Source organism: Amycolatopsis anabasis (genome assembly GCF_009765355.1).
Classification (GTDB): Bacteria; Actinomycetota; Actinomycetes; order Mycobacteriales; family Pseudonocardiaceae; genus Amycolatopsis; species Amycolatopsis anabasis.
Genome location: NZ_VTHK01000042.1, coordinates 23,958 through 39,779, shown reverse-complemented (window position 1 = coordinate 39,779; position 15,822 = coordinate 23,958). Strand labels below are relative to the sequence as shown.

15 protein-coding genes are annotated in these 15,822 nt (G+C 69.9%); 9 read left to right on the top strand and 6 right to left on the bottom strand.

Features of this window, described 5'->3' with window-relative positions; genetic code table 11:
* Positions 1 to 13 precede the first annotated feature (13 nt).
* Complete coding sequence (locus tag FXO23_RS37450; protein ID WP_246258254.1) at positions 14 to 544, bottom strand: hypothetical protein; 531 nt, start codon at positions 542 to 544, stop codon at positions 14 to 16.
* Between the two features lie 213 nt (positions 545 to 757).
* On the opposite strand from FXO23_RS37450, the gene FXO23_RS37445 reads away from it, so the two are divergent.
* Entirely contained in the window at positions 758 to 1,342 is a 585-nt protein-coding gene (locus FXO23_RS37445; RefSeq protein ID WP_158891240.1) for a DNA-binding protein, read from the top strand.
* A 49-nt stretch (positions 1,343 to 1,391) separates the two neighbouring features.
* Positions 1,392 to 2,048 carry an RES family NAD+ phosphorylase gene (locus tag FXO23_RS37440; protein WP_158891238.1) on the top strand — a complete coding sequence of 219 codons (657 nt, stop codon included), beginning with the start codon at positions 1,392 to 1,394 and terminating at the stop codon, positions 2,046 to 2,048.
* Here FXO23_RS37440 and FXO23_RS37435 read toward each other — a convergent pair.
* Entirely contained in the window at positions 2,045 to 3,991 is a 1,947-nt protein-coding gene (locus FXO23_RS37435; RefSeq protein WP_158891236.1) for a S9 family peptidase, read from the bottom strand. The two genes, FXO23_RS37440 and FXO23_RS37435, sit on opposite strands and share 4 nt — an antisense overlap.
* Positions 3,992 to 4,032: 41 nt before the next feature.
* Positions 4,033 to 5,088 (bottom strand): TerC family protein, encoded by a 1,056-nt coding sequence (locus tag FXO23_RS37430; protein WP_158891234.1) that lies wholly within the window; start codon positions 5,086 to 5,088, stop codon positions 4,033 to 4,035.
* Between the two features lie 316 nt (positions 5,089 to 5,404).
* Here FXO23_RS37430 and FXO23_RS37425 point away from each other — a divergent pair, with 316 nt between their 5' ends.
* The 4 genes from FXO23_RS37425 to FXO23_RS37410 all read left to right on the top strand — a co-directional run bounded on the left by FXO23_RS37425 (position 5,405) and on the right by FXO23_RS37410 (position 10,488).
* Positions 5,405 to 8,266, top strand: a complete 2,862-nt coding sequence (locus FXO23_RS37425; RefSeq protein WP_158891232.1) for an alpha/beta fold hydrolase — start codon at positions 5,405 to 5,407, stop codon at positions 8,264 to 8,266.
* 73 nt (positions 8,267 to 8,339) lie between these two features.
* Positions 8,340 to 9,296 (top strand): ABC transporter permease, encoded by a 957-nt coding sequence (locus tag FXO23_RS37420; RefSeq protein ID WP_158891230.1) that lies wholly within the window; start codon positions 8,340 to 8,342, stop codon positions 9,294 to 9,296.
* 71 nt (positions 9,297 to 9,367) lie between these two features.
* Positions 9,368 to 10,027 (top strand): response regulator transcription factor, encoded by a 660-nt coding sequence (locus tag FXO23_RS37415; RefSeq protein ID WP_158891228.1) that lies wholly within the window; start codon positions 9,368 to 9,370, stop codon positions 10,025 to 10,027.
* Between the two features lie 74 nt (positions 10,028 to 10,101).
* Positions 10,102 to 10,488 (top strand): VOC family protein, encoded by a 387-nt coding sequence (locus FXO23_RS37410; RefSeq protein WP_158891226.1) that lies wholly within the window; start codon positions 10,102 to 10,104, stop codon positions 10,486 to 10,488.
* A gap of 10 nt (positions 10,489 to 10,498) precedes the next feature.
* Here FXO23_RS37410 and FXO23_RS37405 read toward each other — a convergent pair whose 3' ends face one another.
* Genes FXO23_RS37405 through uvrB form a run of 3 tightly spaced genes read right to left on the bottom strand, consistent with a single transcriptional unit; the run spans position 10,499 to position 13,364 of the window.
* The gene (locus FXO23_RS37405) at positions 10,499 to 10,864 is read right to left on the bottom strand and encodes a type II toxin-antitoxin system VapC family toxin (protein WP_246258262.1); all 366 of its coding nucleotides are present in this window, start codon (positions 10,862 to 10,864) and stop codon (positions 10,499 to 10,501) included.
* Positions 10,865 to 10,896: 32 nt separating this feature from the next.
* Complete coding sequence (locus tag FXO23_RS37400; protein ID WP_158891222.1) at positions 10,897 to 11,169, bottom strand: type II toxin-antitoxin system VapB family antitoxin; 273 nt, start codon at positions 11,167 to 11,169, stop codon at positions 10,897 to 10,899.
* Between the two features lie 38 nt (positions 11,170 to 11,207).
* Positions 11,208 to 13,364, bottom strand: a complete 2,157-nt coding sequence (uvrB, locus tag FXO23_RS37395; RefSeq protein WP_158891220.1) for an excinuclease ABC subunit UvrB — start codon at positions 13,362 to 13,364, stop codon at positions 11,208 to 11,210.
* Between the two features lie 145 nt (positions 13,365 to 13,509).
* On the opposite strand from uvrB, the gene FXO23_RS37390 reads away from it, so the two are divergent.
* From FXO23_RS37390 to FXO23_RS37380, 3 genes are all read left to right on the top strand, one after another.
* On the top strand, positions 13,510 to 14,025 hold the full coding sequence (locus tag FXO23_RS37390) for a ribonuclease FAU-1 family protein (protein ID WP_158891218.1): 516 nt from the start codon (positions 13,510 to 13,512) through the stop codon (positions 14,023 to 14,025).
* 132 nt (positions 14,026 to 14,157) lie between these two features.
* A complete protein-coding gene (locus tag FXO23_RS37385) occupies positions 14,158 to 15,063 on the top strand; it encodes an ABC transporter ATP-binding protein (RefSeq protein WP_158891216.1) in 906 nt (301 codons plus the stop codon).
* Positions 15,064 to 15,096: 33 nt separating this feature from the next.
* Positions 15,097 to 15,822, top strand: a complete 726-nt coding sequence (locus tag FXO23_RS37380) for an ABC transporter permease (RefSeq protein ID WP_158891214.1) — start codon at positions 15,097 to 15,099, stop codon at positions 15,820 to 15,822.

Sequence of the window (15,822 nt, the reverse complement as noted above, 5' to 3'; positions counted from 1 at the left end):
CCCGCGAGACGTGTCAAGCGTCACTGCGTAACAGTCCTCTGCCACGTGGGGACAGCCGATACCCGACTTCCAGACTCTCGGTCAGACCGAGTTCCTTCAGCTTGCGCACGTTGACTTTGAACGCCTGGACGGGAAGCTCGAACTCGGCGGCCAGATCGGCCGCGCGCACCCCCGGCCGATCGGCCAGTGCGCGCAGGACCGCCCCGGTCCACGGGCCCCGCCCGCTCGCCCGGTCCAGCCGGGCCAGCGCCGCCCGCAGTTCGGCCAGATCCGCGCCTTCGGCGACCCGCTCGCGCAACGCGATCCGCGGATCCGGGCCCGCGAGCGAAACCTCGATCCGGTAGACCGCACCGGCGTCGCGGCGGGCCAGTTCGCGCCGGAGCGCGTCCGCCGACGCGTGCCCCGCCCGGCGCGCCTCGTCGTCCGAGATCGCGGCCTCGTCCACCCGGTCCACCGCGTCGATGCGTAACGCCCCGATCGCGGTGCGCAAGGTGCCGCCCGCCTTGACCGTCGGGCGCCGCCAGCGGCGGAACAGGTGCGTCACGCGGCCTTCTGCGATATGACCGAGAAGGTCACGATTAATCAGCATTGAAACCACCCAACGGCCTGGACAACGTCCCCCGCAGGGGGCAGACTGACCGGCAGTCGTCTACAGCGAGTGTTTGATTATGTGCGATGCGTGTCGATCTTTGGTGAATTAACCCACAAGTTGAGGATAAGACCGCACGAACCCGCACACACGAGCTACTGTAGGTGCATGTCACCAGCGCTGGAGAACGTACTCGCCAAGGCGGGGCTGAGGGTCGACGCCACGGAATTCCTCACCCTCGTCGAGGACGCGGCCCGGAAACTCTCCCCGCCTAATCCGGATCCTTCGCACTACTTCTCCCCCGACCAGCGCGCCGCACTCGCCGACGTGGGCCTCGACCTCACGCCGCGGGTGGAGAGCGAGCCGGATTCGCGGGCCAGGACGGTCGCCGCGCACGCGGTACTCGCCGATTCCGCGCTCACCGTCGCCGACGCCGCGCGGACGCTCGGCGTGGACCCCAGCCGCATCCGGCACAAGCTGTCCGAATCCCGGCTCACCGGCTGGAAGGACCAGGGCGGCTGGCGGCTGCCGGTCTGGCAGTTCACCGGCTCCGGTGTGCTTCCGGGACTGGAAGTGGTCTTGTCCGCGGTGCCCGCGGACCAGCCCGCGCTGGTGGTCGCGGCCTTCATGAGCACCCCCCAGCCCGACCTGGTCATCAACGGCAAACCGGCCACGCCGCGGCAGTGGCTGCTCGCCGGGGGTGACCCGGAAATCGTCGCGGGGCTGGCGGCTACGTTGGGTACACCGGCATAGTCTGCTCCAGGTAGCACCCAAGATCACGAGAAACAGGTAGACGCGACGAATGGCACGGCTTCCCCTGCCGCCAGCGCGCGCCGTCCTGGTCAACGAGCTGCACCGCACCGAGGACATCGTCGCGGTGCACCCCGCGACCAGGCTGGTGCGGATTTTCACCGCGCACGGCAACCACCCGCAGCAGTGGAATTCGTTCCGCTACAGCGGCCCTCTTCCGCACGGCCGCTTCGACCAGCAGCGCCCGGCACGAGGCGGCAAACCCGTCACCGACCCTACGAACGGCGTTCTTTACTTCGGGCTGTCCGTGCGGACGAGCATCGCCGAGGTGTACCAGACGACGTCGACCGTCGACCGGCGCACGCGCGGCCCCCGGCTGGTCGTGGTCCGGCCGACCCGGACCCTGCGGCTGCTCGACCTGTCCGGGCTGTGGCCGACCCGGGTCGGCGCGTCGCAGGAGATCTCCAGCGGGCCGAAGAAGATCACCCAGGCCTGGGCACGCGCGATCCGGGCGGCGTTCGGGGACCTGGACGGCCTCTGGTACCGCTCGTCGATGGACTCCGGTGACCCCGCGCTGTGCCTGTGGGACCCGCCCGCCGGTTCCGCGCTGCCGGTGGCGCCGGACGTTTTGCTCCCGCTCGACCACCCCGGGCTCGACGTCCCGCTGGGCCGTGTCTGCGAAGAACTGAACTACGTCCTGCTGAACTAGAGGCGGCGGGACCACCAGTCCAGGACGGCTTCGAAGCGCTGGAGCCGGTGCCGGGGTTGGCCGGAGCGGGTCAGCTCGTGCCCTTCGCCGGGGAACACCAGCAGTTCGGCGTCGGTGCCGCCGCGGCGCAGGGCCACGAACATGCGCTGGGCCTGTTCCAGCGGGCACCGCCAGTCCTGCTCCGAATGCACCACGGCGAACGGGATCTCGATCTTCTCCGCGTAGCTCAGCGGGCTGGTCCGGCGCTGGACCTCGGAATCGTCGCCCACGTAGCTGTCGGCGAACATCCAGCCGATGTCCGAACTGCCCGCGAACGAATCCCACGCGTTCACCGCGCGCTCGCTCCACGCGGCCCGGAACCGCTCGCCGTGGTGCGCGGCGAGCCAGCTCGTCATGAACCCGCCGTACGAACCACCCATCACGCCGACCCGGTCGGTGTCGAAGTCCGGGCGGGCCAGGGCGGCATCCAGCAGGGCCAGCACGTCGTCGACGTCCACGGTGCCCAGCGCCTGGACGATCGCGCGGCCGTGGCTCTCGCCATACCCGGCCGAACCCCGCGGATTGCCCAGCACCACCGCGTAACCGGCGGACGCGTACATCTGGGCCTCGTCGAACAGTCCCCAGTCGTAGGCGGCGAACGGCCCGCCGTGCACCAGCAGCAGGACCGGATGCGGCCCGTCGCCCTCGGGCAGCACCACCCACCCGTGCACCGGGTAGCCGTCGGCCGAACTGGTGGTCAGCTCTTCGACCGGGCGGATCCCCTTGGCCCGCAGCGGCGCCGAATAGTCGGTGAGCACCCGCTCCTCGCCGTCCGCGATCAGCACGACCTCGCCCGCGGTCTCCGGGGTGGCGAGCACGGCGACGATCGTCTCGCCATCCGCGGCGAAGGACCGGATCGCACCCCGCCTTCCGGCGACGAGCCGGAGTTCGTCCAGCGTCGCGGTGTCCGCGTTCCGGGGCACCGCCCGCAGTTCGACGGCGCCGCGGTGGCGCACCGCGACGAGCACTTCGCCGCCGAAGGGCACCGGCTTCCCGGCGGCCGGATCGCAGTCCACCGACTCGGCTTCGGTCAGCCGGACCGGCCGGGCCGGGCCACCGTCCCCGGGCAGCACCGCGGACCACAGGCCGGTGTTGCGCGCCTCGATGTGGAACCCGGTGAACTCCGCGCCCAGGTAGTGGAGGACGCCGTCGGCGGTGACGACCGGTTTGGCCGCGTTGCCGTGGGTGCGCACGAGCAGAACGGGCTCGCCACCGGCGGCCGGGATCGCGTACAGGTCGCGGTGCTCGGTCTCCTCCACCCCCCAGTCGCGCGGGGCCACCACGATGATCCGCTCGCCGTCCGGGGTCCACGCCGGATGCTCGACATCGGTCCGGTCGTCGGTCAGCGGGGTGAGTTCCGGCGGTTCGGCCTCCGCCAGCGCAGCCACCGCGTCGAACGCGAACAGGCGCTGCGGGCGGTCGGCCAGGAACCCGAGGTCGTCGACCCGGTAATCGAGCCGGGTGATCCGCCGGGGCGGCTCCTCGTCGGCCCCGACCGTCCGGCCGTCGGCGTCCGGGGTGCCGTACCGGCCGGGTTCGGGCACGCGCGCGGTGAACGCGATCCGCCGGGAATCCGGCGCCCACACCGGCGCGTCCACCCCGAGCGGCAACGCGGTCAGCCGCTTCGCGTCGCCGCCGGTGGCCGGCATGACGTGCAGCTGCGGAGCGGAGTCACCGGTCGCGCGCAGGAAGGCGACCCAGCGGCCGTCCGGCGAGATCGCCGGTGCGCGGTCCCGTTCGCCGTAGGTCCACGGCGCCTCGGCCCCGTCCAGGCCGATCCGGCGAAGCCCGCCGCGATAGGTGTTGCGCACCGGATCCGGCCGGGTCACACCGGCCAGCAGCAGGTCGCCGCGCAGGGCCGGAGGGCCGGGAACCGTCAGGAGTTCGATGTCGGAAGGACGCACGCCCCCGACGGTACCCGATTGTTAGCCTTTCTAAGGACCCGTCAATGGTCCCAAACTTCGGCGGGCTTACCCGTCGCGAAAGGGGCTTCCTCCCCCGCCTTCTTCTCCTCGGGGGCCTCGGGCTTCAGGTCGAGCCCCTTGCCCTCGACGGCTTCGGGATCCCGCTTGGCCTTGAGCAGGCTGGCGATCGTGGTGATCGTCAGGACCAGCACGATGACGCCCAGCGACATCCAGTTGTTGATGTCCAGCCAGTCCGGCGCCACGCCGTACTCGTGCAGCGCGTGCAGGAAGAGCTTGGCGCCGATGAAGCCGAGGATGATCGCCAGCCCGTAGGACAGGTAGACCAGCTTCGTCACCAGCCCGCCGAGCAGGAAGTACAGCTGGCGCAGCCCCATCAGTGCGAAGGCGTTCGCGGTGAACACCAGGAACGCGTCCTGGGTGATGCCGAAGATCGCGGGGATGGAGTCCACCGCGAACAGCAGGTCCGCGCTGCCGATCGCCACGATCACCACGAACATCGGGGTGATGAACCGCTTGCCGTTCCGCTTCACGAACGACTTGTGCCCGTGGTAGTCGTCGGTGACCGGGAAGATCTTGCGCACCCACCGGGTGACCGCGTTCTCGTGGTACTCCTCGTGCTCGTCGTTGCCGCGCAGCATGCTGATGGCGGTCCACACGAGAATGCCGCCGAAGACGAAGAACACCCAGACGAACTGGGAGATGAGGGCCGCGCCGACCGCGATGAACACGCTGCGCATGGCCAGCGCCAGCAGGATCCCGACCAGCAGCACCCGGTGCTGGTGGATCGCCGGCACCTTGAACGACGCCATGATCACCATGAAGATGAACAGGTTGTCGACGCTCAGCGAGTATTCGGTGATGTACCCGGTGAAGAACTCGACTCCCGGGTCGTGCCCGGCGAAGAGCCAGACTCCGGCGCCGAAGAGCACGGCGCAGGAAATGTAGAAGATGACCCACCGCGCGGCTTCGCCGGTGGTCACCTCGTGTGGTTTGCGGTCGACGACCACGAGATCGATCGCGATCAGGGCGAGCAGGCCGCCCACGGTGGCGATCCACAACCACAGTGGAACATTCATGTACGCATACCTCCGGTTAGCGCATAGCAGCTAGCCGGAGGTCTCTTCCGCCGGCGTGAACGCCGACCGACGGTGCCGGGGGACCCGCAGGTCCGCCGTGCTGACGACACCGCCGCGAAGGAATACTCCCCTCCACGTCCTACCTATCTTCGCTGGTCCTGGCCGGGAACGCCAGCCAAGGTCACCCGCGTCACCACAATGCCGGGGTAACCTATGTCACTCCCGCGCAACCGGTCGAGCCGGGGTGCCCGGCGGCATTCGGGTCGCGCGGCCGCCCACAGCACACTCTCAGCTGACTTCACATACCGTTACCGCTGTGTCCCGCATCCCGTTCCCCCGAACCCGCGGCAGCCGGTTCCTCACGCTGATCCTGGTGATCGTCGTGCTGGCCGGCGGCGGTGTCCTGTGGGCCCGCACCGGCGACGAACCGCCGCCCGTGCGCACCAGCGAAGCCACGATCGACGTCCCGGCCGCGCCCGGTTCACCCGATCGCGTTCAGCTGGACGCGACCCTCTACACCCCCGAGCGCACCCCGGCGCCCGCGGTGCTGCTCCCGCACGGATTCGGCGGGGACAAGAACAGCGTGGCCGCCGACGCCCGCGAACTCGCCGGGCGCGGGTTCGTGGTGCTCACCTACTCGGCACGCGGATTCGGCCGCAGCACCGGCAAGATCGCGTTGAACGATCCCGACTACGAGGTCGCCGACGCCCAGCGGCTGATCGACTACCTCGCCGGACGGCCCGAGGTCCGCACCGACGCCTCGGGGGATCCGAAGGTCGGCGTGACCGGAGCCTCCTACGGTGGCGCGCTCGCGCTGATCCTCGCCGGACGGGACAAACGCGTCGACGCGATCGCGCCGATCATCACCTACAACGATCTCGCGCAGGGCCTCATTCCCAACGCGGCCGGGGATCCGGGCGGCACCACCCCGGCGGCGGGCGCGTTCGCCGCCGACGGGGTGTTCAAACGGTCGTGGGCGGGCATTTTCTTCTCCGCGGGCACCGGGCCCACCAGCACCGGCGGCGACCCGGGTGTCGAGGCCCCCGAGCCCGGTCAGGAAACCACCGACAGCGGCCAGAGCGGCGCGCCCGGCCGCGGCGGCGGCGCGGCGCCCGCACCCGCGCAGGGCGACCCCGGCCGTCCGCGACCGAATGCGGCCGATCCCTGCGGGCGCTTCACCGCCGAGGTGTGCCAGGCCTACACCGAATTGGCCACCACCGGCCGGGCGAGCCAGCGGACCTTCGATCTGCTGCGCCGCGTCTCCCCCGCGTCGGTGACCGCGAACATCACCGCGCCGACCCTGCTGGTGCAGGGCGAGAGCGACACGCTGTTCGGCCTCGACCAGTCCGACGCGACCGCACGCCAGATCGGCGCGGCGGGCGGCAAGGTCAAGACGATCTGGTACACCGGCGGGCACGACGGCGGCCGCCCCGGCCCCGCGTTGCGCGGCAAGATCGCCGACTGGCTTTCCTTCCACCTCACCGGCGAGGGCAAGGATCCCGGCACCGCCTTCGCCTACGACGTGCAGGGCTCGTTCCGAGCCTCCGGCACCCCCTCGGTGCGCACCGTCGAGGCGACCGGCTACCCCGGGGTGGCCGACCGCAAGCCGGTGGCGCTGAACGGCCCGGAGCAGACGGTGGTCAACCCGCCCGGCGGCAATCCGGCTTCGGTGAGCGGGATCCCGGGGCTGAACGGGCTGGCGAGCGGTTCGTCGCGGCTCTCCGGGATGTTCAGCATCGATCCGCCGGGGCAGTCGGCGCGTTTCACCTCCGCGCAGCTGGATTCCCAGCTCCTCGTCACCGGTTCGTCGACCGTGCGGCTGCGGATCGCCGCGGCCTCGCCCGGGACGACCGAGGCGGTGTTGTTCGTCAAGCTCTACGACGTCGGCCCGGACGGCTCGCGGACGTTGCCGGCGAACGCGATCGCCCCGATCCGGGTGACCGGGCTGCCCGCGGACGGGACGCCGAAAGAGGTGCCCGTGACGCTGCCGGGCGTGGTCCGGCCGATCGAGTCCGGCCATGCCCTGCAACTGGTGGTCAGCACCACCGACTCGTCCTACGCGACCCCTGCCGCGGCCGCGGTCTACCGGATCTCCCTGGCCGGGACCGGCGGGCTGGCCGCCCCGGTCGTCCCCGGCACCGCGGTGAGCACCGGCTGGCCGGTCGCCCAGGTGCTCGGGGTGCTCGGCGCGCTGGCGGTGGCGGCGCTGGTCGCGGTGTTCGCCGCGCTGCGCCGGCGGCGGTCGCACCAGGTCGACCCGGAACTCGCCGAGGTCCCGCTGGTGATCGAGGACCTGACCAAGGCGTACCCGGGCGGGCTCACCGCGGTGAACCGGCTGTCGTTCCGGGTCGAACCCGGGCAGGTGCTCGGCCTGCTCGGGCCGAACGGGGCCGGGAAGACCACCACCCTGCGCATGCTGATGGGCCTGATCACGCCGACCGCGGGCGATATCCGGGTGTTCGGTCACCGGATCACCCCGGGCGCGCCGGTGCTGTCCCGGATCGGGTCCTTTGTGGAGGGTTCCGGTTTCCTGCCGCACCTGTCCGGTGAGGCGAATCTGCGGCTCTACTGGGACACCACCGGGCGACCGGTGGACAAGGCCCATTTCGCCGAGGCGCTGGAGATCGCCGGGCTCGGCGACGCGGTGCGGCGCAAGGTGCGCACCTACAGCCAGGGCATGCGGCAGCGGCTGGCGATCGCCCAGGCCATGCTCGGCCTGCCGGAGCTGCTCGTGCTCGACGAACCAACCAACGGGCTGGACCCGCCGCAGATCCACCAGATGCGCGAGGTGCTGCAGCGGTACGCCGCGACCGGGCGGACCGTGGTGGTGTCCAGTCACCTGCTGGCCGAGGTCGAGCAGACCTGCACGCACGTCGTGGTCATGCACCGCGGCACGCTGGTGGCCGCGGGCGAGGTGACCGACATCGTGGCGGCCGGGGGCGAGGCCACCTTCCGGGTGGACCAGCCGGAAGCCGCGGCCGAGGCGCTCCGCGCGGTCGGCGGAGTGTCCGATGTGGACGTCGAAGGCAACCTCGTGCACGCCGATCTGGACGGGCTGCCGCGAGCCGAGGCGGTCGCCGCGCTCGTGCGGGCCGGGATCTCGGTGGAACAGGCCGGGCCACGACGCCGGCTGGAGGACGCGTTCCTGCAGCTGGTCGGGGAGGACTCAAGCGCATGAGCGAGCTTGCGAGCGAATCATTCAACACAGCGCTTCTGGCGAATGCCACCCGGAGCGTCAGCGGAGGGCGCGCATGAGCAAAGCGGACCAGCGGGACAACGCCGCGATCGACCACGGTGTGCACACCGATCCGGCGGCACTGGACGAGCTGACCGAGGCGGCCGAGCACGAGACCACCGAGGTCGGCGCGGACGGCGCCGTCGCGGGCTACCGCGCGGGCCGGACGCTGCGCCTGGGCGTGGAGCTGCGGCGGCAACTGCGCCGCCGCCGCACCCAGCTCCTGCTCGGTTTCGTGGCACTGCTGCCGTTCATCCTGGTGGTCGCGTTCGAGATAGGGCAGGCGAGCCCCAACCGCCGGTCCGGCGGATTCGTCGACCTGGCCACCGCGAGCGCGCCGAACTTCGTGATCCTCGCGATGTTCGTGTCCGGCACGTTCCTGCTGCCGATGATCGTCGCCCTGTTCTTCGGCGACACCATCGCCAGCGAATCGTCCTGGTCGAGCCTGAAGTACCTGCTGGCGATCCCGGTGCCCCGGCACCGGGTGCTGCGGCAGAAGGCGATCGTGTCCGGCCTGCTGTCCGCGGCCGCGCTGGTGCTGCTGCCGCTGGTTTCGCTCGTGGCCGGGGTGATCTGGTACGGATCGGGCGACGCGATCAGCCCGACCGGGGACGCGGTGCCGTTCTCGGACAGCCTGGTGGCGATCCTGCTGGCCGTCTGCTACATCGTGGTCCAGCTCGCCTGGGTGGCCGGGCTCGCGCTGCTGCTGAGCGTGTCGACCGATGCCCCGCTCGGCGCGGTCGGCGGGGCGGTGCTGGCCGCGATCCTGTCGCAGATCCTGGACCAGATCACCGCGCTGGAGGGGCTGCGGAACTACCTGCCCACGCATTTCTCGTTCGCGTGGATGGACCTGATCGCGACGGACGTGGACTGGACGAACATGGCCAACGGGGTGCTGTCCGCGGTGCTCTACGGCACCGCGTTCACCCTGCTCGCCGCCCGCCGCTTCGCCCGCAAGGACATCACCAGCTAGAACCGGTCGTTCGCCGATGAGATGTCGCTGAATCCACCATTCAGGTGGTGCCGGGGAGCTACATTGACTGCGTGCGTGTTGTCCTCGCGGAGGGCCTCGCTCCGCTGAGGTCCGCCCTGATCAGGCTGCTGACCGCCTACGGTTTCGAGGTGGTCGCGGCCGTGGGCACCGCGCCGGACCTGCGTGCGGCGCTGGCCGAGCACCAGCCGAGCGTGGCCGTGGTGAACGCGCACCTGCCGCCGAGCGGGGACGACGAGGGGCTGCGGGCCGCGGTGACCGCCCGCCGGGAACTCCCGGGCCTTCCGCTGGTCCTGCTCTCCCAGCATCCCGAACCGCGCTACGCCGGGGAACTGCTGGCCGATGGCGCGGGCGCGATCGGCTGCCTGCTGCGGAGCCGGGTGTTCAACGACGATCAGTTCGTCGAGGCGGTGCGCCGGGTCGCCGCCGGGGGTACCGCGATCGATCCGCAGGTGGTCGTCGGCATGCTCGCCGAGGTCGCCTCGGACGAGCGGCTCCGCTCGCTCACGCGGCGCGAAGGAGAGGTCCTCATGCTGCTGGCCGAGGGCCGGTCGGCCGCCGCGATCGCGCAGCGCCTGTTCCTCTCGGCCAGCGCGGTCACCCAGCAGATCGCGAACATCTTCGCCAAGCTCGGGCTCCCGCCGCTGAACGACGACAACAAGCGCGTGCTCGCGCTGCTGGCCTACCTCGACGGCGGCCGGAACGGCGCCTGACCTGGGCTGGGCAAGCTTTTCGGGCGTAGGCTCGGCAGACACGCCGAGTTCCCCTGTTCCTTGAGGAGGCGATCATGCCTCGACCCATTCACTTCGAGATCCACGCGAGCGACCCGGAACGAGCGGTCACCTTCTATTCCACGGTCTTCGGCTGGTCGTTCGAGCGCTGGGACGCGAACCCGTACTGGTTGATCAGCACCGGCGACGGCCCCGGCATCGACGGCGGCCTGGTGGCCCGGCAGGGGCCCGCCCCGGCGGAGAACACGGCGATCAACGCGTACCAGGCCACCATGGACGTCGCCGATCTCGATCTCGCCACCCACCACGTCGAACAGGCCGGGGGCAAGGTGCTCAAGCCGCGGAACGCGGTGCCCGGTGTCGGCTGGATCGCCTACTGCCAGGACACCGAGGGCAATGTCTTCGGCCTCCTGGAAAACGACGCCAACGCCGACGCCGAATAGCGCTCCGCGCTCACTCCCCCTCCAGCGAAACCAGCTCGAGATCGGTCTGCGCGAAGTCATTGCCGATACACAACAACGGTTCACCCGCCACCCACGCCGTCGCATAGGTGAGGCAGTCGCCGAAGTTCAGCGCCGCCGGGTGCCTCCCTTTACCGTAACGGCGAAACGCATCCTGCGCGGCACGCCAGTGGGCATCGCCAAAGGACAGTATGTCGAACTTTCGGCGTTGCAGGAAAGAGTCGAGCAGCAGCTTTCCCGACGCCCCCTCCTTGTTCACGAGTACCAGCGTGGCCTCTACCAGAGAGGGCGCTCCCACTCGACATGCCGGAGCCGAACCCATTCGCTCACCAATTTTCTTCGCCAACGGCGCGCCCATAATCGACGCCACGATGGCGGAAGTATCAAGAATCATACGCCGTCAGGTCCGTAGCCGAGAATCTCTTCACGCTCCGCTTTGGTAATCGGCTTTCCGCGGTTCTCCGGTGAAATATGCGGCCAGATCTCTTCCTCGAGGAATCGTACGAATTCCTCTCCTCTGCGTTTAGCGTCGCGTTCGGCGACCAGCTGATCGCGCCTTGCGCGTAACGCCTCGCGCACGGCGGCGGTCTTGCTCTCGCCAGTCAACGCGGCGACCTCGGAGGCAAGTCTCTCGGCCTCCGGGTCTTTGATGTTCATCGCCATGGTAGAAGTCTACCGTCAGAGGGTGTAACTATATCGGGTTACTTCACTCCGGCGGCGTCCATGCCGCGCAGCTCCTTCTTCAGGTCGGCGATCTCGTCGCGCAGCCGGGCGGCGAGCTCGAACTGCAGGTCGCGGGCGGCCTGCATCATCTGGTCGGTCATCTGCTGGATGAGGTCGGCCAGCTCGGCACGCGGCATCTTGCTCACGTCCTTGTCCACCAGGACACCCGAGCTGCGGCCACCGCCGCCCTGTTCCGGCTTCTTGCCGCGCGAGGCGTTGCGGCCCGAGCCGCCGACGGCGACCTCGCCGGAGTCCTCGGCCTCGGTGTACACCCGGTCCAGGATGTCGGCGATCTTCTTGCGCAGCGGCTGCGGATCGAGCCCGCGCTCCTCGTTGTAGGCGATCTGCTTGGCGCGGCGGCGATCCGTCTCGTCGATCGCGTGCTGCATCGAATCGGTGATCTTGTCCGCGTACATGTGGACCTCGCCGGACACGTTCCGCGCGGCGCGGCCGATCGTCTGGATCAGCGAGGTGCCGCTGCGCAGGAAGCCCTCCTTGTCCGCGTCCAGGATGGCCACCAGGGACACCTCGGGCAGGTCGAGCCCCTCGCGCAGCAGGTTGATGCCGACCAGCACGTCGAAATCGCCCGCGCGCAGCTGCCGCAGCAGCTCGACCCGGCGCAGGGTGTCCACTTCGGAATGCAGGTAGCGCACCCGGATGCCGAGCTCGAGCAGGTAGTCGGTGAGGTCCTCGGCCATCTTCTTGGTGAGCGTGGTGACCAGCACCCGCTCGTCCTTCTCGGCCCGCTCGCGGATCTCGTGCACCAGGTCGTCGATCTGCCCCTCGGTGGGCTTCACGACCACCTTCGGGTCGACCAGGCCGGTCGGCCGGATGACCTGCTCGACGAACTCGCCACCGGCCTGGCCCATCTCGTACGGCCCCGGGGTCGCCGAGAGGTACACCGTCTGCCCGATCCGATCGGCGAACTCCTCCCAGGTCAGCGGCCGGTTGTCCACCGCGCTCGGCAGCCGGAAGCCGAACTCCACCAGGTTCCGCTTGCGGGACATGTCGCCCTCGTACATGCCGCCGATCTGCGGCACGGTCTGGTGCGACTCATCGATGACCAGCAGGAAGTCGTCCGGGAAGTAGTCGATCAGGGTGGCCGGGGCCGAACCGGCGGGCCGCCCGTCGATGTGCCGCGAGTAGTTCTCGATGCCCGAGCAGAAGCCGACCTGCCGGATCATCTCGATGTCGTAGGCGGTGCGCATCCGCAGCCGCTGCGCCTCCAGCAGCTTGCCCTGCTTCTCCAGGTCCGCGAGCCGCTCCTCCAGTTCGGCCTCGATGCCGCGGATCGCCTTCTCCATCCGCTCCGGCCCCGCCACGTAGTGCGTGGCCGGGAAGATCCGGACCTCGTCGACCTCGCGCACGATGTCGCCGGTGAGCGGGTGCAGGTAGTACAGCTTGTCGACCTCGTCGCCGAAGAACTCGACCCGGATGGCCAGTTCCTCGTACGCCGGGATGATCTCCACGGTGTCGCCGCGGACCCGGAAGGTGCCCCGGGAGAACGCGATGTCGTTGCGCGTGTACTGCACGTCCACCAGCGCGCGCAGCAGGACGTCCCGCTCGACCTCGTCACCGACCTTGAGGTGGGACGAGCGGTCCAGGTACGACTGCGGCGTGCCCAGGCCGTAGATGCAGGACACCGAGGCGACCACGATGACGTCCCGCCGGGAGAGCAGGCTCATCGTGGCGGAGTGGCGCAGCCGCTCGACGTCGTCGTTGATCGACGAGTCCTTCTCGATGTAGGTGTCGGTCTGCGCGATGTACGCCTCGGGCTGGTAGTAGTCGTAGTAGCTGACGAAGTACTCGACCGCGTTGTGCGGGAAGAACTCGCGCAGCTCGTTGGCCAGCTGGGCGGCGAGCGTCTTGTTCGGCGCCATCACCAGCGTCGGCCGCTGGACGCGCTCGATCAGCCAGGCCGTGGTCGCGGACTTGCCGGTACCGGTGGCGCCCAGCAGGACGACGTCCTTCTCCCCCGCCTTGATGCGGCGTTCGAGGTCGTCGATCGCCGCCGGCTGGTCACCGGCGGGCTGGTAGTCGCTGACCACCTTGAACTTGCCGTCCGCCCGAGGCACCTCGGAAACCGGACGGAACTCGGAGTGAGCCAGCACGGGGTGTTCAGTCGCAAAAGCCACGATGCCCAGAGTAGGCGTCCCCACCGACAGTTTCTCTCCGGTGGGGCGGGGCCTCGTCAGGCGCAGCCACAACAGTCGCAGCAGTCACATCCGTCACAGCGGTCGGTCGGCGAGCGGAGGCGGTCGTCGTCGCGATCACGGCAAGATGGGCGGTATGCACGCCCCGAAGATCGAGACCTTCGACCTCGCCGCCCGGATCAACGTCGACCCCAAGGGCATCGCGCGCGAGGTCGAGGAGTACCGCGTGGAGCCGTTCGGCCTCTACCTGGCCCGGCCCGCCCCGGGCCGCGCGCAGTTCCACTACCTCGAATCGTGGCTGCTCCCCGCACTCGGCCTGCGGATCACCGATTTCTGGTTCTCCGCGGGCCACGAGCGGGACCAGGACTTCTACCTCGACGTGGTGGAGATCGAATCGGACGGCCCGGCCTGGCGGGCCACCGACCTCTACCTCGATCTGGTGCTGAAGACCGGCCACCGCCTCGAGGTGCTCGACACCGACGAGCTGCTCGCCGCCGCCGAAGCGGGCCTGCTGTCGGCGAAACGGGCCCAGCACGCCCTGGAAACCGCCTACGCCGCGATCGACGGGCTCGCCGCGCACGGCTACGACCTGGGCCGCTGGCTGTCCACTCTGGACATCGAACTGACCTGGCGCCGCCACTAGCGCATCAACCGATCGGTGGATCCGCGCCACCGGCCGGTTGATCCCGGATCTGGCCGCCGAGACGATCCGCGGCCACCCCCGCACACGAGATTCTCGATCCAGTGGAACACCGATCGAGAAGGGGATCTCGCGATGCCGGTCATCGAGGTCGCACACCTCGCCAAGAGATACGGGGACAAGGTCGCGGTGGACGACGTGTCCTTCACCGTGGAACGCGGGGAGGTCTTCGGGATCCTCGGCCCCAACGGCGCCGGGAAGACCACCACCGTCGAATGCCTGGAAGGGCTGCGCACCCCGGACCAGGGCACGGTTTCGGTGCTCGGCCTCGATCCGCGCCGGGACACCGCCGAACTGCGGCAGCGGCTCGGCGTGCAGCTGCAGGAGAGCGAGCTGCCGGACAAGCTGAAGGTCGCCGAGGCGCTCGACCTCTACGCCTCCTTCTACCGCCGCCCCGCCGATCCGGAGAAGCTGCTCGCCGAACTCGGCCTCACCGAGAAACGCGACACCAAGTTCCGGAAGCTGTCCGGCGGGCAGAAGCAGCGGCTGTCCATCGCGCTCGCCCTGATCGGCAGCCCGGAGATCGCCGTACTCGACGAGCTCACCACCGGCCTCGATCCGCAGGCTCGGCGCGACACCTGGGAACTCATCGAAGGCGTGCGCGATCGCGGGGTGACGATCCTGCTGGTCACTCACTTCATGGAAGAGGCCGAACGGCTCTGCGACCGGATCGCGGTGATCGACGCCGGTCGCGTGGTCGCCATCGACACCCCGTCCGGCCTGGTCGCGCGGGTGAACGACGAGCAGCGGATCCGGTTCCGCCCGTCGGCCCCGGTCCCCGACGAGGTCTTCACCGCCCTGCCCGAGGTCCGCACGGTCGAGCGGCGCGGCGGGCAGGTGCTCGTCACCGGCACCGGGAACGTGCTGCACGCCGTCACCTCGGTGCTCGCCCGCAGGCAGGTCATCGCCGGGGAGCTTCGGGTCGAGCAGGCGAACCTCGACGACGCGTTCGTCGCGCTCACCGGCCGGAAACTCGACTAGAACCAGGAGAAACCCTTGTCAGCCTTCGCCAAGATGACGGCGGTCGAAACCAAGCTGTTCCTGCGCGATCCGGGCGGCCCGATCCTCGTGTTCGGCCTTCCGCTGGGCCTGCTGCTGGTGTTCGGCCTGATGCCCGGGATCCGGGAACCGAGCGCGGAGTTCGGCGGGAAGTCCGCCCTCGACACGTTCATCGCGCCGATGTCGATCACGCTCGTGCTCGCCATGATGGCGCTGACCACGCTGCCGAACACGATCGCCACCTACCGCGAGAAGGGCGTGCTGCGCAGGCTCGCCGCGAGCCCGGTGTCGCCGACCGGAGTGCTCACCGCCCAGCTCGTGGTCAACCTCGTCGCCGCGTTCGCGGTGGTGCTGCTGGTGTTCGGCATCGGCATGCTGGCCCTGGGCATGTCCGGACCGGAGAACCTGCCCGGTTTCCTCCTCTCCCTCGTGCTCGGCACCGCCGCGCTGTTCTCCACCGGACTGGTGGTCGCCGCGCTCGCGTCGACCGGGCGCACCGCCGCGGGCGTCGGCTCGGTGCTGTTCTTCCCGATGCTCGCGCTCGGCGGGGTGTGGGTGCCGAAGGAGAAGCTGCCCGCGTTCCTGCAGGGGGTGGCCGACGTGCTGCCGCTCGGCGCGACGCTGAACTCGCTGCGCGCGGCGTGGGCCGGGAACGATCCGCGGTTGCTGCAGCTGATCGCGCTCGGGGTGTGCCTCGCGGTGTGCGGTTCCCTCGCGGCCCGATTCTTCCGGTGGTCGTGA